19 protein-coding genes and 1 pseudogene are annotated in these 17,776 nt (G+C 72.1%); 10 read left to right on the top strand and 10 right to left on the bottom strand.

Annotated features, from left to right (window positions below):
• Positions 1-49 precede the first annotated feature (49 nt).
• Positions 50-1,498, bottom strand: coding sequence for a fatty acid--CoA ligase family protein (locus G3I41_RS29895; RefSeq protein ID WP_164403653.1), 1,449 nt, complete (start codon positions 1,496-1,498; stop codon positions 50-52).
• Positions 1,491-3,035 (bottom strand): NAD(P)-binding domain-containing protein, encoded by a 1,545-nt coding sequence (locus G3I41_RS29890; protein WP_164403651.1) that lies wholly within the window; start codon positions 3,033-3,035, stop codon positions 1,491-1,493. The genes G3I41_RS29895 and G3I41_RS29890 overlap by 8 nt, the downstream gene beginning before the upstream one ends.
• A 133-nt stretch (positions 3,036-3,168) precedes the next feature.
• On the opposite strand from G3I41_RS29890, the gene G3I41_RS29885 reads away from it, so the two are divergent.
• Entirely contained in the window at positions 3,169-3,438 is a 270-nt protein-coding gene (locus G3I41_RS29885) for a hypothetical protein (protein ID WP_164403649.1), read from the top strand.
• 49 nt (positions 3,439-3,487) lie between these two features.
• On the opposite strand, the gene G3I41_RS29880 is transcribed toward G3I41_RS29885, so the two are convergent.
• A complete protein-coding gene (locus G3I41_RS29880; protein WP_164403647.1) occupies positions 3,488-4,231 on the bottom strand; it encodes an SDR family oxidoreductase in 744 nt (247 codons plus the stop codon).
• A 104-nt stretch (positions 4,232-4,335) separates the two neighbouring features.
• On the opposite strand from G3I41_RS29880, the gene G3I41_RS29875 reads away from it, so the two are divergent.
• Complete coding sequence (locus G3I41_RS29875; RefSeq protein WP_164403645.1) at positions 4,336-5,184, top strand: LysR family transcriptional regulator; 849 nt, start codon at positions 4,336-4,338, stop codon at positions 5,182-5,184.
• Positions 5,185-5,244: 60 nt separating this feature from the next.
• Here the strand turns inward: G3I41_RS29875 and G3I41_RS29870 are convergent, their stop codons facing one another.
• Entirely contained in the window at positions 5,245-5,967 is a 723-nt protein-coding gene (locus G3I41_RS29870; protein ID WP_164403644.1) for an NUDIX domain-containing protein, read from the bottom strand.
• A complete protein-coding gene (locus G3I41_RS29865; RefSeq protein ID WP_164403643.1) occupies positions 5,964-6,347 on the bottom strand; it encodes a DUF4406 domain-containing protein in 384 nt (127 codons plus the stop codon). The genes G3I41_RS29870 and G3I41_RS29865 overlap by 4 nt, the downstream gene beginning before the upstream one ends.
• 48 nt (positions 6,348-6,395) lie before the next feature.
• On the opposite strand from G3I41_RS29865, the gene G3I41_RS29860 reads away from it, so the two are divergent.
• Complete coding sequence (locus tag G3I41_RS29860; RefSeq protein WP_164403641.1) at positions 6,396-7,154, top strand: DeoR/GlpR family DNA-binding transcription regulator; 759 nt, start codon at positions 6,396-6,398, stop codon at positions 7,152-7,154.
• A gap of 101 nt (positions 7,155-7,255) precedes the next feature.
• Here G3I41_RS29860 and G3I41_RS29855 read toward each other — a convergent pair whose 3' ends face one another.
• A complete protein-coding gene (locus G3I41_RS29855; protein WP_164403639.1) occupies positions 7,256-8,350 on the bottom strand; it encodes a DUF4037 domain-containing protein in 1,095 nt (364 codons plus the stop codon).
• A gap of 239 nt (positions 8,351-8,589) precedes the next feature.
• On the opposite strand from G3I41_RS29855, the gene G3I41_RS29850 reads away from it, so the two are divergent.
• Positions 8,590-8,916, top strand: a complete 327-nt coding sequence (locus G3I41_RS29850) for a hypothetical protein (RefSeq protein ID WP_239081898.1) — start codon at positions 8,590-8,592, stop codon at positions 8,914-8,916.
• Between the two features lie 30 nt (positions 8,917-8,946).
• Positions 8,947-9,342, top strand: a complete 396-nt coding sequence (locus G3I41_RS29845; protein ID WP_164403637.1) for a Rid family hydrolase — start codon at positions 8,947-8,949, stop codon at positions 9,340-9,342.
• Between the two features lie 130 nt (positions 9,343-9,472).
• On the opposite strand, the gene G3I41_RS29840 is transcribed toward G3I41_RS29845, so the two are convergent.
• Positions 9,473-10,213: a class I SAM-dependent methyltransferase gene (locus G3I41_RS29840; RefSeq protein ID WP_164403635.1), complete on the bottom strand. Its 741-nt coding sequence runs from the start codon at positions 10,211-10,213 to the stop codon at positions 9,473-9,475.
• Positions 10,214-10,479: 266 nt separating this feature from the next.
• On the opposite strand from G3I41_RS29840, the gene G3I41_RS29835 reads away from it, so the two are divergent.
• The 3 genes from G3I41_RS29835 to G3I41_RS29825 all read left to right on the top strand — a co-directional run bounded on the left by G3I41_RS29835 (position 10,480) and on the right by G3I41_RS29825 (position 13,131).
• A complete protein-coding gene (locus tag G3I41_RS29835) occupies positions 10,480-10,848 on the top strand; it encodes a VOC family protein (protein WP_164403634.1) in 369 nt (122 codons plus the stop codon).
• A 184-nt stretch (positions 10,849-11,032) separates the two neighbouring features.
• On the top strand, positions 11,033-12,286 hold the full coding sequence (locus tag G3I41_RS29830; protein WP_164403632.1) for a glycosyltransferase family 4 protein: 1,254 nt from the start codon (positions 11,033-11,035) through the stop codon (positions 12,284-12,286).
• A complete protein-coding gene (locus G3I41_RS29825; protein ID WP_164403630.1) occupies positions 12,283-13,131 on the top strand; it encodes a hypothetical protein in 849 nt (282 codons plus the stop codon). The genes G3I41_RS29830 and G3I41_RS29825 overlap by 4 nt, the downstream gene beginning before the upstream one ends.
• A gap of 25 nt (positions 13,132-13,156) precedes the next feature.
• Here G3I41_RS29825 and G3I41_RS37160 read toward each other — a convergent pair.
• Both G3I41_RS37160 and G3I41_RS29815 read right to left on the bottom strand, forming a co-directional pair.
• Positions 13,157-13,588, bottom strand: a pseudogene (locus G3I41_RS37160) (hypothetical protein); the annotation flags it as partial.
• A 249-nt stretch (positions 13,589-13,837) separates the two neighbouring features.
• Positions 13,838-14,482, bottom strand: coding sequence for a TetR/AcrR family transcriptional regulator (locus tag G3I41_RS29815; RefSeq protein WP_164403771.1), 645 nt, complete (start codon positions 14,480-14,482; stop codon positions 13,838-13,840).
• Positions 14,483-14,591: 109 nt separating this feature from the next.
• On the opposite strand from G3I41_RS29815, the gene G3I41_RS29810 reads away from it, so the two are divergent.
• Together G3I41_RS29810 and G3I41_RS29805 are read left to right on the top strand one after the other, a co-directional pair.
• Positions 14,592-15,224 (top strand): NAD(P)H-dependent oxidoreductase, encoded by a 633-nt coding sequence (locus G3I41_RS29810; RefSeq protein WP_164403628.1) that lies wholly within the window; start codon positions 14,592-14,594, stop codon positions 15,222-15,224.
• 631 nt (positions 15,225-15,855) lie between these two features.
• A complete protein-coding gene (locus G3I41_RS29805; protein WP_164403626.1) occupies positions 15,856-17,259 on the top strand; it encodes a cytochrome P450 in 1,404 nt (467 codons plus the stop codon).
• Positions 17,260-17,266: 7 nt separating this feature from the next.
• Here the strand turns inward: G3I41_RS29805 and G3I41_RS29800 are convergent, their stop codons facing one another.
• On the bottom strand, positions 17,267-17,767 hold the full coding sequence (locus G3I41_RS29800; RefSeq protein ID WP_164403770.1) for a metallophosphoesterase: 501 nt from the start codon (positions 17,765-17,767) through the stop codon (positions 17,267-17,269).
• Between the last annotated feature and the right edge of the window lie 9 nt (positions 17,768-17,776).

Raw genomic sequence — 17,776 nt, 5'->3', positions numbered from 1 at the left:
GGTGACATGACCGGGCCCCGCCCTCGTGACGAGGGCGGGGCCCGGTCCGCTATCTTCCGTGCACCAGCCGCTGTTTGTCGGGCTTTCCGGCGGCCGTGAGCGGTACCTCCTCGATGACGGTGAGCCGGGTCGGAGCGCAGTCCTCCCCCACGCCCGCCGCCACCAGCGCCCGCAGTCCGGCGAGGTCGGGAGTGTGACCGGATGCGGGTACGACGAAGGCGTGGACGGCCTCGCCCGTACGGTCGTCGGGCACGGCTACGACGTACGCCTCGGCCACGGAAGGGTGGCTGGACAGCAGCCGCTCGACGGGCCCGGCGTAGTACACGTTGGCGTTGACGATGATCACGTCCCGGGTCCGTCCCGTGAGCCACAGCCGGCCCGACGCGTCGAGGTGGCCGAGGTCGCGGGTGCGCACCCATTCCCCGGAGAACACGTCGGCGCTGAGGCCGGGTTCCTGCCAGTAGCCATGGCTCTGGGAGGGGGTGCGCGCGAAGATCTCGCCGTCGCAGCCGTGCCGGACCGGGTGGCCCGAGGCGTCACGGATCTCCAGTTCCACGGGCGGCACTCCGAGAGAACCCGGCGGCTCCCCCGGGGTGGCCATCGAGATCATGCCGGTCTCGGTCTGGCCGTAACCGTGGAACACGACAGGGCCGAGCACTTCCGCGGCCTCCCGCATGCGCCCCGGCTCCAGCGGCGATCCCGACACCATCAGCGCGCGCAGCTCGCCGAGGTCCACGGGCGCCGCGCGCTGCGCGGCCACGAGCCTCGTCAGCCGGGCGACCGTGATCACGCTGGCGGTCGCCCGGTGACGCACCAGGGCGTCGGGGAAGTCCGGAGGGTCGGCGGTGACGAGGGTGCCGCCGGCCGCGAGTGCCAGCAGCCCGTACTCCATCATCACTTGGCTGGCCAGGGTGCCGAACACCAGGAACCGGTCGAGACGCCCGGCGAGTTCGCGGACGGCCGGCGGCCAGGCGTCCGGCCGGTGCGCCCACCCCGCGGTCATCGCCGCGTACGTCTGGGCGCACGCCTTGGGGAGGCCGGTGCTGCCGCTGGTGTGCAGGAGCCGGGCGGTGTCCCCGGGCCGGGCCAGGACCCGCGGCCGGACACCGTCGTCCGTCGCCGCCAGCAGGTCGTCCAGCGCGAGGGTCAGACCGCTTCCGTGGTCACCGGTGCCGTCGGGCCGGTCGGTGACGGTCACTCCGACGTCTCGCACGATGTGTTTCCGCTGTTCCTCGGTCAGGCCGGGCCGCACGCCGACGACACGGGCACCCACGACATGGGCGGCGATGATCGCGGCGAATGCTCCGGGGCCCACGCCCAGGAGCATGGCCACGCCGTCGCCGGGTCCGACGCCGTGGCCGCGCAGGCCGTTCACCGCGCGCCGCACGGTGCCGAGGAGCCGGGTTCCGGATATCTCCACGCCGGCGTGCTCGAACACCGGCCGGTCGCCCGCCGCTTCGAGGAGGTCCAGCACGGCGCCGGGAAACTGCTCAGTCAAGGCACTCCTTCACGAAGTCGGTGAGCGGCCGGCGGTGGGCCTCCGGCAGGTTCCAGTCGTTCTCCAGGTTCTCCGCCAGGTGGTGGGTACCGGCGAGCACGCCGTCCCGGTAGTGGCGGACGACCGGATGGAGGTAGGTGGAGTCCTTGGCGTGGTCCACGTCGTTCTCGACGACGCGCGGGACGGCCACGTCGAACGGGTCGGCCGGCTCGTGCTCGGCCCCGTACTCGAGGTCGATGACGAACCGGTGCGGGGCGGGCCCGAGACCTCCGTCGGTGACGTAGTCCAGCGGGACCTCCTCCTGGTACACGGCCCGGTCGCCGTCCACGCCGACCACATCGCCGAGGAATCCGAACTGCTGCCAGAGCGCCGACGAGCGGTTGATCCTGGCGATGACGGCGTCCGCGATCGTGTCCGGCGTCGCGGCGAGCGTCCGGGCCGGCCAGGGGGTGTCGAGAGCGCGGGCGCGGAGGATGCGGTGCAGGGCGCGCACCGCGTAGCGGAATCCGTGGATGAAGCCGTTGGTGGATTTCTTGAAGTCCCGCTGCTGCATCAGCGTGCCGGCGAAGTAGAGGCCCGGCACGTTGACCGACTCGAATGATGAGGTCTGCTCGGGGAACCGGTCGTTGATGACGAGCGCCGGGCGGCAGGCCTCGTCGAAGACGGACGCGTCGAAGCGGAAGCCGGTGCAGGCGATGATCCGGTCGTAGTGGAGCTCGCGCAACGGTTCGACGGTCCGCGCGTAGCGCAGCATGACCCGGTAGCCACCGCTCTCCGTCTTCTCGATGCTCTCGACGGTGCCGTCGAGTACCGCGTTCTGTGACTTGAGCTGGTAGGTGTCCAGGAAGTTGTTGTTCACCGCGCGCAGGTGCCCGAGGTAGTGGGTCTTCCAGGCGAGCTTGACCGAGTGCGGACCGGCGACATGGATGACCGCGGCCTTCTCGATGAGGCCGTCGGCGGTTTCGAACGCGGAGTTCCCCTTGCCGATGATCAGCACCCGCTGGTTGGTGAAGGACGCCGGGTCGGGGTCGAAGGAGTCGTACCGTTCGGCGAGTCCGAAGCCCGGGATGGGTGGCGCGTAGAGCCGGGAGACGCCCGTCGCCATGACGAGCCTCTTGGCCTGCCAGGTTCGTCCGTCGCCGTCGCTCACGGTGAAGACGCCGTCCGCCCGGGTGACATGGACGACTTCCGTCCCGTACTCGACGCGCACGCCGGTACGGGCCGCGAAGTCGGCCAGGTAGCGCACGAAATCGTCCGCGGGTGGGAAGTAGCGCTCGCTGTACCGGGTGAAGAGCAGCTCCGGATCGTCGCTGAGCAGCGAGTTCCAGTCCATGCGCAGGTTGAGTTCCGGGTCGGTGAAGCCGGTGTTCACCTTGTTGGTCGATATGAGCCGGCGATGGCGGGGATACCGGGCGAAGAAGGTTCCCGGTCCGCTCCCCCGTTCCAGAACGATGTAGTCGTGCCCGTCGCGTTCGAGCAGAGCGGCGAGCTGAAGTCCGGCCGGTCCGGCCCCGATGATGAGATAGTCGCGCACCATGGGCCCGGACGGTAGCGACGCGAAATCAGAGGGCTCTGAGATTCGGCGCTCCCTCTTATCCATGGATGTCCCACGCTGTCAACTCCTCTTTCTCGTGGGGGAGTCCGCGCCTTAGGCTCGGACGGTGACTCACATGAGCTGGTCGGAGCTGCTGCAACTGGGGACGGCGGACCCCACCTTGACGTTCGCCCGCGAGAAGTGGACCCAGCCGGGAAAGTTCGTGTGGGTGGCCCCCCGGGAGACCGTCACGGCCCCTACCGGGGAGCGGTACCCGCTCTGCGTCACGGTGTATTTCAAGGACGCCGACGACATCGTCAAGCCCTACCAGCCGAGCATGGACGGGATGACGGAGGCCGACGACTGGTACGTCGGGGTCTCGGGCCGACCTCCCGGGGAGCGGTGAGCGGGTACGCGCCCGCGACTCCCCGGGGGTGGCGCGACCGGGAAGCACATCACCAGGGGACCTCTCCCTCGTCGTCGAAGAAGCGGCCGGTGGGCCCGTCGTCCGCCACGGTCGCAAGCCGGATCGCAGCGACCGCTCCTTGCTGGGGGGTGCGCACCCCCCGGAAGCCGTTGAGGTCGGTCGCGGTGAAGCCGGGGCAGACGGCGTTGATCAGGATGGGTGTGCCGGCCAGTTCCTTGGCGTACTGCACGGTGACGGCGTTCAAGAAGCTCTTGGACGGGGCGTAGGCGATGGAGATCGGGCCGGTCTCGGCGCCCGGGGTGGTCTGGAGTGTGAGGGATCCCACGCTGCTGGAGACGTTCACGATCCGCGGCGACGGCGAGCGGCGCAGCAGCGGGAGCAGCGTGTTGGTGACGCGGATGACGCCGATCACGTTGGTCTCCACCGCCGCCCGCACGCGGTTCACGTCGACCGTGGTGGGGTCCTGCCGTCCGCCGCCGGTGATCCCCGCGTTGTTGACGAGCGCGTCGAGCCGCCCGGTCCGCTCCTCCATCAGCCGAGCCGCCGCGGTCACGCTCGCGTCGTCGGTCACGTCCAGCGGTACGCCGAACGCGTCGGCCCCGGCCGCGCGCAGCTTGTCCACGGCGGCCTCGCGCCTCTCGTCGTCCCGCGCACCGATACCGACGGACCAGCCGAGGGCGCCGAGTCCGGCGGCGATCTCATAGCCGATGCCCTTGTTCGCGCCGGTCACCAGCGCGATCTTGGGGTGGTTCACGGTGTTCGTCTCAGTCATGGCATCGATCCTTCTCCCCCTCGGGGCAGGACGTCCAAGACCGACCGGGTGGGCGGCGATACCGCCCGGGTATCGGCCCTGGCCGGCCCCGTTAGGCTGGCGGGGTGGAGACACGTGAGTTGCGGTACTTCGTCGCCGTCGCAGAGGAGCTGCACTTCGGCCGGGCCGCGAACCGGCTCGGTATCGCCCAGCCCCCTCTGTCCCGGGCCATCAGCGGGCTGGAACGGCGTCTGGGCACCGTCCTGCTGGAGCGCGGCAGTCGGGGTGCTTCCCTGACCGGGGCGGGGGCGGTGCTGCTCCGGGAGGCACGCGCCGCACTGGACGCCGTCGAGGCGGCCGAACGACGCACCCGCCGGGCCGCTCTGGCCGAGGCCGGCCGGCCCGCCGTGGCCCTGGCCGCGAAAGCGGGGGCCTCCAGTGAACTGCTGGCGAAACTCCTTGACGTTTACGCCGCCCAGCCCGGCGCCGTCGCCGTGGACGTGGTGCTGTGCGGGCCGGGCGAGCAGGCATCGGTCTTGCGAACGGGCCGGGCCGACGTGGCCCTGCTGCACCGGCCCTTCGACGACACGGCCGGCCTCGACACCGAGGAGCTGTACACCGAGAGCCAGGTCGTGATCCTTCCGGCCGGCCACCCCCTCGGCGTGCGCCCCCACCTGCGGCTCGCAGAGGTCAGCGACCTGCCCGGCCTCCCTCTCCCCCGCTGGCCCCGCCCCGACGGCACCTTTCCCGAAGGTCCCGGGCCCCAGGTGCGCGACCACACGCAGCTCACCCAGCTCATCGCCCTCGGCCGCGCCTGTGCGGTCGTACCGGAGTCCGGCCGCAGCGGCCTGGGCAACGGCCTCGCAGCCGTGCCGGTCTCCGACGCGCCCCGCGTCACCACGGTCATCGCGTGGCCCCCGCACAGCCGCTCGACGGCGGTCGCGGGGCTGGTCCGCGCCGCCACCGCTCTGTGACCGACCGGCGGTGAACGTACCGAGAGCCCGGCCCCCGCGGTGGCGGGTGCCGGGCCGTGGTCAACGCGTGCGGCCGCGAGTGGCCGGGGGTGCCGCGCCCTCCGGCCGCGCGGCCGGTCCCTCGCCGGCGAAGGGGCCGTACAGGGCTGCCCAGTGCAGGAGCATGATGGTCTTGCCGTCGGTGACGCGTCCGTCGCGGGTCATGGCGAGGGCCTCGGCGAAGGGGAGTTCGAGGACTTCGATGTCCTCGCCTTCTTCCTCGACTCCTCCGCCCGTGCCGGTCCGGTCGGACGGCGTGTAGGAGGCCGCGAAGAAGTGGAGGCGCTCGGTGACGGAGCCCGGGCTCATATAGGCGTCGAGGACGCGGGTGAGCGGGCCGAGTCGGACGCCGAGTTCCTCCTCGCTCTCGCGGCGGATCGCGGTGTACGGGTCTTCCGCGTCGAGCAGTCCCGCCGCCGCCTCGATGAGCATGCCGTCGGGGTGCCCGTTCACGTAGGCGGGGTAGCGGAACTGACGGGTCAGCAGCACACGGCCGCGCCCGGTGTCGTAGGGCAGGACGACGGCCCCGTCGCCGCGGTCGTAGGTCTCGCGCTGCTGGGTCTCCCACCGGCCGTCGCGGCGTCGGTAGTCGAAGGTGGTGCGGCGCAGGACGTGCCAGCCCTGGGAGGTGAGCTCGACGTCGCGTATCCGGACGTCGGGGTTGCGGTCCAGTCCGCGTCCGGCCCGGTCGAGGCCGGTGCGGCCGCGGTGGTCGGGGGTGTCGATGCCGGGGCGGCCCGTCATGCGGCCTCCTCCGGGGCGCGGCGCGGGATCTCGGCGACCTCGTGGTACACGGGCAGGCCGCGGCGGCGGGCGGTGGCGACGTCCTGGTCGGCGCCCGCGGATTCGCCCGGCAGGCGCAGCACGGCATCGCAATGGGCGAGCAGACGGTCGGCGGTCGGGTAGAGCACCTGGTCGGCGAGTGGGTCCGTGGGGCCGGCACCGGCCGAGTGCAGGACGGGCAGGGCGATCCACTCCCCGATCACGGGCAGGTGCCCGGCCGCGAAAACCGGCCAGGCGGCGGCTTCGAGGCGGCCGAGGTTGGCGGCCATGGCCTGCGGGTCGCCGTCGGTACCGGAGCGGTAGGGACCGGCGATCAGGATGAGCTTTGGCTTGTCGTTCACGACCGCTACGATACATGCAGAAACGTGCAAGAACAGGAGAGAGTGCGGATGCTGGCTGCTGAACGACGTGACCACCTGCTTGGTCTGCTCGCCCGCGAGGGAAAGATCGTGGCCAAGGAGGTCGCCGCCGAACTGGGCATTTCCGAGGACAGCGTGCGGCGTGACCTTCGCGATCTCGCCGCCGAGGGGCTGTGCCAGAGGGTGTACGGCGGCGCTCTGCCCGCTTCCCCGGCGGTGGTGGACTACGACGCCCGGCAGGCGGTCGCCCCGGACGGCAAACGGAAGGTCGCCTCCGCGGCAGCAGCGCTGGTACGGCCGGGCGGCTCGGTGATCCTCGACGGTGGCACCACCGCCCTCGCCGTGACACGGGCGCTTCCGCAGGACCTCGCCTGCACGGTGATCACCCACAGCCCGACGATCGCCACGGCTCTGATCGACCACCCGCGGGCGGAGCTCTTCCTCCTCGGAGGACGCGTCTTCAAGCACTCGGCGGTCACGTGCGGCGCCGCCGCTGTCGAGGCCGCACAGAACGTCTCCGCCGACCTGTGCCTCCTCGGCGTCACCGGTGTCCACCCCGACGCCGGGCTGACCACGGGGGACGCCGAGGAGGCGGCGATGAAGCGCGCCCTGTCCGCGCGGGCCGCGGACACGTACATCCTCGCCTCGTCGGAGAAGATCGGCACGGCGTCCCCGTATCGCGTCCTGCCGTGGGAGAAGATCACCGGGCTGATCACCGACGCCGGTCCCGGCGACACGGTGATCGAGCGACTCAGGGCGCTGAGCGTCGAGGTCCTGGTCGCCCGCTGACCGCCGGCTGCGGAACCTCGCCCGGCGGTCGGGCCGCGGCGCGCGGCTCTCGCTCCGGGCCGCGCCATCCTGCCTCCGCGGCAGGCGGCGGGCGGCGGTCCCTAAGGCAGAGCCGCCGCGCGCGTGACAGCGTGGGCGAGGTCCGGACGGCTGAGGACCTCGGTGCTGTCGATGAACTGGTCGACCGCGCCGAACGCCGGCAGGGCGCGGACGGCCGGGTCGGTGATGCGGGCGGTCAGGGCCCCGGCGAAGCGCTCGGCGTGCAGGACCCGGTACGGCCTGTTGTGGTAGGGCCGTGTCGCGGGGTCGACGGGGTCACAGAGGCCCAGGCCGTTCTGCGCGGACGCGACGCTCTCGTAGGCGAGGGCGAGGTGGTCCTCGCGTGTGTGCCAGTCGGTCGCGGCGAGGGCGGCGGCGAGTACCGGGGTGAGGGCGGGCCCCTGGGGGGTGCGCGCGAAGGCGCTGCCGAGCCATTTGCCGTACGGCGGGTAGCGGCGGTCCATGAGCAGGCAGAGCCGCATCAGGTCGCGCACCAGCCGGGCGGCGACGACGGCGGAGCCGAGTTCGTCGCCCACCTCGCCGCAGCGCCCGACGAAGGCTTCCTCCTGGGAAACGCGCTGCCACTGGCAGGCCAGGAGGTACAGCCAGAGATCATCGGGATACCAGCCCAGGGCGGACCGGGCCGGGCCGAGGCGGCCGAGTCCGTCGTGGAAGACGGCACCGGCCGTGACCTCGGCGAGCCGCTGGGCGGGGGCGGCCAGCCAGTGTTCCAGGGCGATGGCCCGGCCCGGGTCGAACCCCAGCCGCGCGGTGAACCAGGTACTCGCGTCGGTGACTTCCACCCGGTGGCGGACCGGCCCCTCCGTCTCCCGCATGACCCCGATGCCCGCGTCCCCGGTCTCGGCGAAGTGCGTCGGGTAGCCGCGGAACGACTTCGGCAGGCGCTCGGAGAGCAGGGTCGTGATCGCCGTTCCATGACGGGCCACGTCGCGCGGGTGCAGAAAGATCTGCAGACGGGGCCCCCACTCGTGGTCGGCGGAACGGTCGGTGTCGAACCCGAGGACCTCCGAACCACTGCCAAGACGGGCGGCGGAGTGCCTCAGCCCGGGAACGGCCTCGCCGAGCAGGGGCCGCACGGCTTCGCGGTAGAAGCGACGCGAAAGTTCCAGTCCGGGAATGAAGGGCGGCGTGGTCACAGCGACGAGGGTGCCGCAGCGGTGGCGCCCCGTCCAAGCCATTTCCGCGCCCGGTGGAGCGTCGTCGCCGGTCGGCAGGCGTCTTGTCCCCGCATCCGCCCACCGTCTTGATCAGCGGGCGGAGGCGCGCGAGGATGCCAGGGGTATCGGAGCCGGGGGGAAGATCAGTGGGTCTGGGAGCAGTGGCTGTCACAGGGGCCGCGGGGACGATCGGTTCCGCGGTGCGTGAGTCCCTGCCCGTGCCTACCGAGCCACGCCATCTGGCCACCTGGCTGAGCCCGCGGGACGCCGTCGGATACATCCGGGCCGCCCTGGCCGCGCCGTCCTCCACCCGCTTCGTCACGGCGTACGCCGTCTCCGGCAATACCCGCCGCTTCTGGGAACTCCCCGCCACGTCGGAGTTGGCCTACACCCCCGTCGATGACGCCGAAACCCACGCCGCGGGCGTCCCCGGAGATCTCCCGGCCGATCCGGCCGGAGTCCAGGCAGGCCACTACGCCGAGCCCGCATTCACTCTCCAGCACCTCCGACGCCGCACCGGTTTCACCCCCTCTACGCCTGATTGAACCGTGGTCCGACCCGGTACAGGAAGGGACATGACCACCCATGAGATCGGCCCGCGCATGGCGGGCGAGCGGCTGATGTACAACCGAGCCGTCCGCGTGGACGCCCCGCGCAGTTGGCTGTTCCTTTCCGGACACGAAGCCCGCGACGATGACGGCGGCATCGCCCATCGGGGAGACATGGCCGGTCAGATGCGACTGACGCTGCGGCGGCTGGGTGAAACCGCCGCCGAGGCGGGAATGACGATGGCCGACGTGGTGCAGATCCGGATCGTCACCACCGACCTGGCTTCGTGCAAGGCACACTACGACGTGCTCCTGGACGAACTCGCGGCCGCGGGCTGCCGGCCGGCCAGCCTGCTGGCGGAAGTCAGCGCCCTGTCCGATCCGGACATGCTCATCGAGATCGAAGCCGTGGCGGTGCGCTGAGAGCCCGCCCCAGTGGCACTGTGGCGAAACGCGTTCCTTCTCGGCCTGAACGGTTGGCCCGCCGTGTGCCTGCCACCTCTCGCGACGTACCTCGGAAGGGCCGGCCACGACGCGGCGGGCGCGGCTGGGCTTACGGTTTGTGGGCCACCCAGAGTGCTTCCGCCGGCCAGTGGTGCGCCCAGTCCGGCGGGTCCGTCCTGTTGTAGCCATTGGCCGCACCGGGGTCGGGGCGCGGTTCGATGAGGTCGTCGATGACGAGCCCGGCGCCGCGCAGGACCCTGATCCAGTCGCCGTAGGTGAGCTGGTAGCTGACCGCGCCCTGGTCCTCGTCGATGGCGTCCAGGCCGAAGTAGTCCCGTTGCAGTGTCGTGGTCGCGCGGCTGCCGGCTTCGTCGTAGCAGGCTTCGAACCAGGGGCTGGCGACGTTGAACACCAGACGCCCGCCGCGCCGCAGCACGCGGGCGGCCTGCGGTACGGCCAGATGCGGGGGCGCCCAGCTGAGCCCGCCGTAATCGCAGAACACCAGGTCGAAGCTGTCGGCGGCGAACGGGAGCTGTTCGGCGGCACCCTGCACCAGCGGGTAGCGGGCCGCCCCCATCGCGCGAGCCGCTGCGGCGAGCTGCTCTTCGGACAGGTCGAACCCGACCACCGCGGCCCCCTCGGCGGCGAGCGCCCTCGACCACTGGCCGGCACCGCAGCCGAGCTCCAGGACTCGCTTCCCCGTGACGTCGCCCAGCGCTCGCAGGTGCGCGTCAGGGAGGGCGTACGTACCCCACAGGCGGGGCACCGCGCCGATCCGCGCGTCGTGTCTGTCCTGGTAGGCGCCGCTGATCCGATTCCAGAACCGCCTGTTGCCGGGGATGCTGTCCACGGAGCGACCCAAGCATGACCTGTGGGGACGGTCAACGTGGTTGCGGTGGGGGCCGCCGCGCCCCACGGTCATGGGCGGAGGCGGACCCGTCACCGGGCCGAGGTTCGGCGCAGCCGGCCGCACAGCGGAGGTCGCCGCCTCCAACACCCGCTGCTCGAACGCGTCATGAACCGTCACACCGCTCAAGGCCGTGCGTCCGACACCGATGAGTTCACCGTCCACGAGCGGTCTACCCGGGTGACCCAACCGTTATCGGCAGGAGCACCATGTCCACCATTCAGCCAGTCATCCTCACCTCCCGCCAGGACGTCCTGGCCGGCTTCTACACGCAACTGTTCAGCGCCGAGGAGATCTTCCGGGTGCCGGCGGACGGCCCGGTGTTCTACCTCGGTCTGCGCATCGGCGACACGGACCTCGGGCTGGTGGCCAAGAAGGAGGCGGAGGACGGCGCGGCACCCCGGATGCTGCTCAGCATCGGCGTGGACGACGTCGACGCGACACTCGGGCGCGTCGAGGCGTTGGGCGGATCGGTCAACGGCGCACCGAACGACATGCCGTGGGGCCAACGCGTCGCCCACATCCTGGACCCCGACGGCAATCCGGTGAACCTGACGCAGCCGGTCCGGACCCAGTGAGTCTCCCGGGCGTGCGCACCGGTCGTGGGCGATCCGAGGTGACGCCGGCCGGCGCGAACGCCCGGGACAGGCCCCAGCGGCAAGGCGGGCCGTGCGCACCCCTCTGCCGATCGCAACAGGCGGGTTGAGCCCGGTGGGCGGTCGGGCAGGCAACCTTCCGTACGGGTCGTTCGTCCTGCCATGCATGCGAATCTCATTCCTCATCCACAACGCGTACGCGATCGGAGGGACGATCACCACCACGTTCAACTTGGCTCGCGCACTGGCCGATCGGCACGATGTGGAGATCATCTCCGTGCTCCGGAGCAGGGAGCGCCCGAACCTCGCACTCGATCCGCGCGTGCGGCTCCGCCCCCTGGTGGATCTGCGGCACGAGAAGGACGACCCGCGGCACCTGACCCCGGCGCAGGTCTTTCCCTCCTCCGAGTACCGCTACGGCGAGTACAGCGCGCTGACCGATGAACGCATCGGGGCGGCGCTGGCCTCCCTCGACGCCGATGTGGTCGTGGGGACGCGGCCCGGGCTCAACGTCCACCTCGCTCTCCACGCTCCTGCGCGTTCGGTGCGGGTCGGACAGGAGCACCTGACGCTCGACCACCACCCCCCGCGGTTACGCAGGGCCCTGCGCCGGGCGTATCCGCGGCTGGACGCGATCACCCCGGTGACGGAGGCGGACTCGGCTGTCTACCGGCGCAAGTTGCGGCTGCCGGGTGTACGGGTGCAAGCGCTGCCCAACAGTGTCCCCGCCCCGGTCCTCGCGCCGGCGGACGGCCGGGGACGCATCGTGGTCGCCGCCGGGCGGCTGGCGCCGGTGAAGCGGTTCGACCTGTTGATCGACGCCTTCGCCGCGGTCGCGGCGGCGTATCCGGACTGGCAGTTGCGCGTCTACGGCAGGGGCGAGGAGCGTGAGCGGCTGCGTGCGCTCATCGACCGGCTCGGGCTGTACAACAACGTGTTCCTGATGGGTGCGGTGGCACCGATGGAGGCCGAATGGGTCAAGGGGTCGATCGCGGCGGTGACCTCCGATCTCGAGTCCTTCGGCATGGCCATCGTCGAGGCGATGAGCTGCGGGCTGCCGGTCGTGAGCACGGACTGCGCGTACGGCCCCGGCGAGATCATCACCGATGGGGAGGACGGCCGGCTGGTGCCCGTCGGAGACCGGGACGCGTTGGCCGGCGCCCTGCTGGACCTCGTCGGTGACGACGAACTGCGCCGCCGCATGGGAGGCAACGCGCTCGTGAACTCGCGGCGATACGGCCCCGCGCACGTCGTGGCCCAGGCCGAACAGCTCTTTGAGGAGCTGCTGGCCGCCCGGCGTGCGGGCCGAACGGTGACCGGAACGGCCACTACCTTGTCGAGCAGCGGTTTCGCCGCACGCGACACGATGCTCGTCGCGGCCGGCAGCGTCGCGAGGGCCGTACGGAAGGCGCGACGATGAGCGGCGACGGTGACGGTGTGAACGGACTCGCGGAGAAGCCCCGTGGCGCGGTGACGGCGCAGGCCGGGGGGCGTCTGCTCGTACGCGTCCAGCTGTCCGGGTCCGTCGCGGCGCATCCGCGGCTGCTGATCCAGCCGCGCCCGAAGAAGGGCCGGCCGGAGGAGGCCGGGCGTTCTCTCGTGCTGGAGGCCGTGGGGACGGACGAGTGGCAGACCGTGCTGGAGGCTGACCCCGCCCTCGACGAAGGCCGCTGGGACGTCTATGTCGTGCCCGGACCGGGCGAGGAACGCGTGCCGTTGCTGCCCGGCCTGCGTGATCTGCGCGGGCTGGTATCCGGTGGGGACGCCGTACCGGGTGGGCCGGTGGCGGTCCGGATCCCGTACGCCACCAAGGACGGCCGGCTCGCCCTGCGCGCCTGGCGGCGCGCCACGCATGCGGAGGCCGGCCGGATCACCGTCGGATCCGACGCGATGACGGTGGAGGCGCGGCTGTACGGTGCCGGTCTCGGCGAAGGCGCGGAGGTGTCGCTGCACCGGCGCGGGCGGGAGTCCGCGGTGGCTCGGACCGCGCTGAGCGCCGACGGGGGCCGGGACTTCTCGTTCACCGTCGCCTACGCCGACCTGCTGGCGGAGGTGGCGGGAGGCACACCGGTGGTCTGGGACGTGTTCGTCCGTCCGTCCGCCGGTGCGCCCCGGGTGCGGGTGGCCCGGCTGATGGACGACATCGCGGACCGGAAGACGGTGTTCGTGTACCCGGCCGCCACGCTGAGCGGGGTGTCGGTGCGCCCGTACTACACCCTCGACAACGATCTCTCGGTGGAGGCGGCACGGCGGCCTCCACGGTGAACCCGCCTCCTCGTCGCCGGACGTGTCACCGCCCGTCGTGCGGCCGTGCCGCCAACGCGGCCAGGGGTTCCGTCTCCTCCGCGTAGCCCAGGGCGGCCAGGCGCGGGATCGCCGCGTCGAGGCGGCGAGGGCGGGGGCGGTCCGTTCCAGGCAGATGCCCTCCAGGGCGCCCGCGAGCCGGACGCACTCGGCCCACTCGCCGGCGTTTTCCGGTCCCGGCTCGCCGAGCCCGCCAAGGGCCTTCTCCAGGGCGGTCAGGGCGTCCTCGTGCTGTCCGGCGTAGGCGTGGACCCGGCCGTGTTCGTGGGCGAGGGCGGTCTCCAGGCCGCGGTCGTGGGGCTCGTACCCGGCGGCGGGCCTCGCCGGCGATCCGGTCGGCTTCCCGTAGGCGGGCGAGGGCTCCGGTAAGGCCGTCGGTGCCCTGCCGCTCGGCCTGGAGGCGGGCGAGTTCGCGCAGAGGCGGCCCCGCCGACAACGGTTCCACAGGGCCTTCACGAGTGCTCGATATCCCCGGCACCGGCATGGCTCCCCGCCCCTCGCCGGTCACGGCGCCCCGATGGAGGGCGAGTCCACCTGGTCGATGCCCGCGCCGCCTCGACACGCACAGGAGCATCCGCCGGGCCGCGCACGAACGGTGCTCACGTCGCGGTCAAGCGCCCCTACGCCGCCATCACCTTGTTCATGGGACCCGTAACCGCGCCTCCGGTCAGCCGGTCCCGCGGTCGGGTGGGGCGCTCAGCAGGCGGTGGACGAGGATGCTCCAGCTGTCGGCCAGTGGGCGGCCTTCGGCCGAGGAGAGGGGCCTGTCGGTCTCGGGCGTGGCCAGGAACAGCAGGAGGGGGCCTTCGAGGGCCCCGGTCAGCTGGACGGCCAGGCTGTCCAGGTCGGGGAGCTCGGCCTCGGCCTGTCCCAGGAGGACGCGCAGGTGCACACGCGTGATCGACGCCGGACCGGCGGGAACGGGCTGGTTCCGGTCGAGGGCGGCGCGGGCGACGCCGTGATGGTCCAGCAGGAAGGCGATCCTGGCCTTCCCGTAGGCGACCATGCGGTCGAGTGCCGGCGCACCCGGGCCCAGCGGAGGCGGGCCGTAGAGCACCCGTTCCTGGAAAGCGCGGTCTTCGGCGTCGAGCAGGGCGCGGAAGATGCCGGCGCGGGTGCCGAAGCGCCGGAAGACAGTGCCCTTGCCCAGGCCCGCGCGTTCGGCGAGGGCGTCCATCGTGACGCTGCAGGCACCCCCGTCGGCCATCATCTCCCGGACGGTCGCCAGGAGCAGCTCGCGGTTGCGCACGGCGTCGGCGCGTTCGGGGCGGGGCCGCCCCAGGGGGATGAGGGATCCGTTCACCCGTCCAATCTACCGCCCCACCCCCTAAGCGGGGTATAGTCCGTTTATGGCGCGGCGAGGGTCCCGCCCCGGGGCTTCCGCCACGCGCCCTCTACGACTGCTCTTGAGGAGTTCCACCATGAACCTGTTCCGTCTGGACGCGAGCATCTTTCCGGCCACTTCGGCCAGCACCGAACTGGCCTCCCTCGTCGAGGCGGAGTGGACTGCCGCACACCCCGGCGCCACGGTGACGCGACGGCACATCGCCACGGACCCCATCCCCTCCGACGCCTGGGCCCTGGCGACCACGGCCGGCTTCACCCCCGAGGCGGACCGGAGCCCGGCCCAGCGCGACGCCGCGGCTCTCGCGGCCACACTCGGGAATGAGCTGCGTGACGCGGACGCGGTCGTCCTCGCGGTGCCGTTCTACAACTTCGGGGTCTCCCAGCACTTCAAGACATGGGTCGACCTCGTGATCGCCGGAGCCGGACCCACCGACCCGGTACTGAAGGGCAAGCCCACCGCCCTGATCACCACCATCGGCGGCGGCTACGGCCCCGGCACCCCGCGCGAAGGGTGGGACCACTCCACTTCGTACCTCGAGCGCATCGTCCGCGACGTGTGGCAGGCCGACCTCACCCTGGTCAAGCGCGAGCTGACGTTGGCTGCCACCAATCCCGCCATGGAGCAGCTGCGGGACCTCGCGGACCAGCACCACACCGCCGCCAAGGAGCAGGCACGCGCGGCCGGCCTCGCCCTGGCCGGCAACTGACCCGGCCCAGCGGCTGACGCGACCACGACGGTCCCCCGTCGCCGGGTTCTCGGCGTGGTCGTCGCGCTTGCCGCGTGCGGTGAGCAGGTGCCGGGAACCCGGGTTGCGGGGCCGGTCCGGGTGCCGTTCGCATCCAGGCCGGAAAAAGGCCGGTCCGAGTGCTCTGCGTGAGGTGATGCCGACGTCGGCGTCCGTGGCGGGCTGCCCCCGGTCCGGCCAGGTCGGCGGCGGACAGCACCAGCCGGATCAGCGAAGGGACGTCCCTCGGATACTTCGCGCTGTACGGGAAACACGGCACCGCGCAGTCCTCGACGCGGACCTGCGCCGGCAGAACGCCGCGGGAAGCGGCTGAACAGCCTCACTTGCGAAGCGGGGCGCGGCCGGCACCACCTCGGCGGCCGCGCCCGTCAGCGGCGTAGGCACGGCGCACCGGGCGGGCGCCTACCCGGCGGCCAGCGGCAACGTGTTGCGCTCCCGCGGTGGCAGCCCCAGTGACTCGGCCAGGCGCACGAGGTGTCCGGGACGGACAGCGCCGGCCCACACGTGACCACTCCCGTAGTTGATCGTTGCCCATCCGTACTGGCGGCCGGAATCGCAAAGGCCGACGATCGCGAACAGGACGGCGAAGCTGATGCGTGTGAACAGGACTGCCCGCCCCGGGCAACCGCCCATGCCGCCCGGCCCAGGAGCGCTCACCCGCTCCCGGGCCCTGCGTTTCTGGCTGGACCCGGCCAACCTCGCAGCCCGCCTCGACCAGGCCGGCCCGGTCGTCCGGACCAGGACCGGCCCGGCGACCGCCTTCCAGGTCAACGACCCCTCGCTGCTGCGCAAGGTCGGCAGTGACGAGGACACCTTCCGGTTCTGGGGCCCGGACCCGAGCCTGCGCGACTTCAACGAACACGGGGTGGTCGGCCTCGAGGGTGCCGCCCACCGGGAGCGGCGCGCCGTGATGAGGCCCGCGTTCGCCGCGTCCCGGCTCACCGCTCTGGGGCCCGGCGTCCAGACGTGTACCCGGCGGCTTCTCGCCGACCTGCCCTCGGACCGGCCGCTCGACATCCGGGTGGAGATGAGCAGACTCGCTTGCGGCCTCCTCGTCAGCTGCATTTTCAACAGCGAGCTCACTCCCGGGACCCTGTCGAGGATCGCGGCCGCCCGCCCCATCCTGTCCAGCGGCACCTTCTGGCGCTACGCGCTCTCGCCCTGGCCCTGGGTGCCCGTGCCCCGGCACCGCGCCTGCCGCCGCGCGCTGGCCGAACTGGACGAGGCAGTCCGCCAGGTGCAGGCCGGCCACCGGCCCGACCCGGACGGCCAGGACCTGGTGTCCCTGCTCAGTGCCGCCGCTCCGGGCGACCCCCTCGCGGTGCAGCGCGACATTCGAGCCCTGCTCATCGCCGGGATGGAGACCAGCGCCTCCACGCTGTCCTGGGCCTGCTACGAGCTGGGCCGCCACCCGCACTATCAGCAAGCGCTCCAGGACGAAGCCGACGCCGCGCCGGATACGAGTCACCTGCAAGCACACCAGCTTCCGCTCGCGACCGCCTTCATTCAGGAAGTCATCCGTCTCCACAGCATCCCGTTCCTGGTCCGCCGCACCCGCCATCAGACCTTCCAGGGCGGTGTACGGATGCCGGCCGGAGCCGTGGTCACCCTGCCTCTGGGGGCCCTGCGCCGCGACCGGAACCGCTACCCCGACCCGGACGTGTTCGACCCGAAGCGCTGGCTCCCCCACGCGGTGCCGCCACCCGCCCCCGCAGCGCTGCTCGCGTACGGCCTGGGGCCCCGGTACTGCCCCGGCGCAGCCGCGGCCGATGCCATGCTGCCCGTCGCCCTGGCGACTCTGGCCGGCTTGCGCACCCTGCGTCCGGCGCGGCCGGGCCGCAAGATCGGCATGAGCCTGGAACTCACGCCGACGCCCAAGGGGCTGACCATGTACGCCACACCATGCGAACCCCGGCTCGCAGGCACCAGGCCGGCACCCGGCACGCACGCCGATCCCGGTTCGGGGGCGGCTTCCACCGGGAGTGGACACCCCTGACCCTCACTCAGCGTCTGGGGAGGCGGTGCAGGGTGACCTCGGTGAGTGCGCGGTCCCTCACCGTGCACGTCATGTAGGTGCAGTACGGCTGCCGTCTGCGGTCCGTCGGCGATCCGGGATTCAGCAGGCGCAGCCCGCCCGGAGCCCCGGTGTCCCAGGGGATGTGGCTGTGACCGAAGACCAGGACGTCCAGGTCCGGGTAGAGCGCGGCGCAGCGCGCCTCCCGCCCCGGGGCCGCCCCCGTCTCGTGGACGACACCGAAGCGCACGCCTCCCAGCCGGACGCGGGCCACCTCCGGCAGCCTGGCTCGCAGTTCCGGACCGTCGTTGTTCCCGTACACGCCGACCAGGCGCCGAGCGTGGTGCTCCAGCAGATCGAGGGTAGCGACGTCGACCCAGTCCCCGGCATGGACGACGACGTCCGCACGGTGCACATCGTCCATCAGTTCATCGGGAAGGTGTCTGGCGCGCCGGGGTACGTGGGTGTCCGAGACGAGCACCAGCCGCAAGGGCGGGTG

This window comes from Streptomyces sp. SID9727, assembly GCF_010550605.1.
Lineage (GTDB): Bacteria > Actinomycetota > Actinomycetes > Streptomycetales > Streptomycetaceae > Streptomyces.
This window is presented reverse-complemented; position numbering and strand designations above follow the sequence as displayed.

What these genes read in the sequence shown, in the direction of transcription:
- G3I41_RS29870 (WP_164403644.1), bottom strand. Translation starts at nt 5,967, where the DNA reads ATGACGGGCCGCCCCGGCATCGACACCCCCGACCACCGCGGCCGCACC.
- G3I41_RS29880 (WP_164403647.1), bottom strand. Translation starts at nt 4,231, where the DNA reads ATGACTGAGACGAACACCGTGAACCACCCCAAGATCGCGCTGGTGACC.
- G3I41_RS29845 (WP_164403637.1), top strand. Translation starts at nt 8,947, where the DNA reads ATGACCACCCATGAGATCGGCCCGCGCATGGCGGGCGAGCGGCTGATG.
- G3I41_RS29830 (WP_164403632.1), top strand. Translation starts at nt 11,033, where the DNA reads ATGCGAATCTCATTCCTCATCCACAACGCGTACGCGATCGGAGGGACG.
- G3I41_RS29810 (WP_164403628.1), top strand. Translation starts at nt 14,592, where the DNA reads ATGAACCTGTTCCGTCTGGACGCGAGCATCTTTCCGGCCACTTCGGCC.
- G3I41_RS29885 (WP_164403649.1), top strand. Translation starts at nt 3,169, where the DNA reads ATGAGCTGGTCGGAGCTGCTGCAACTGGGGACGGCGGACCCCACCTTG.
- G3I41_RS29825 (WP_164403630.1), top strand. Translation starts at nt 12,283, where the DNA reads ATGAGCGGCGACGGTGACGGTGTGAACGGACTCGCGGAGAAGCCCCGT.
- G3I41_RS29835 (WP_164403634.1), top strand. Translation starts at nt 10,480, where the DNA reads ATGTCCACCATTCAGCCAGTCATCCTCACCTCCCGCCAGGACGTCCTG.
- G3I41_RS29860 (WP_164403641.1), top strand. Translation starts at nt 6,396, where the DNA reads ATGCTGGCTGCTGAACGACGTGACCACCTGCTTGGTCTGCTCGCCCGC.
- G3I41_RS29805 (WP_164403626.1), top strand. Translation starts at nt 15,856, where the DNA reads ATGCGTGTGAACAGGACTGCCCGCCCCGGGCAACCGCCCATGCCGCCC.
- G3I41_RS29890 (WP_164403651.1), bottom strand. Translation starts at nt 3,035, where the DNA reads ATGGTGCGCGACTATCTCATCATCGGGGCCGGACCGGCCGGACTTCAG.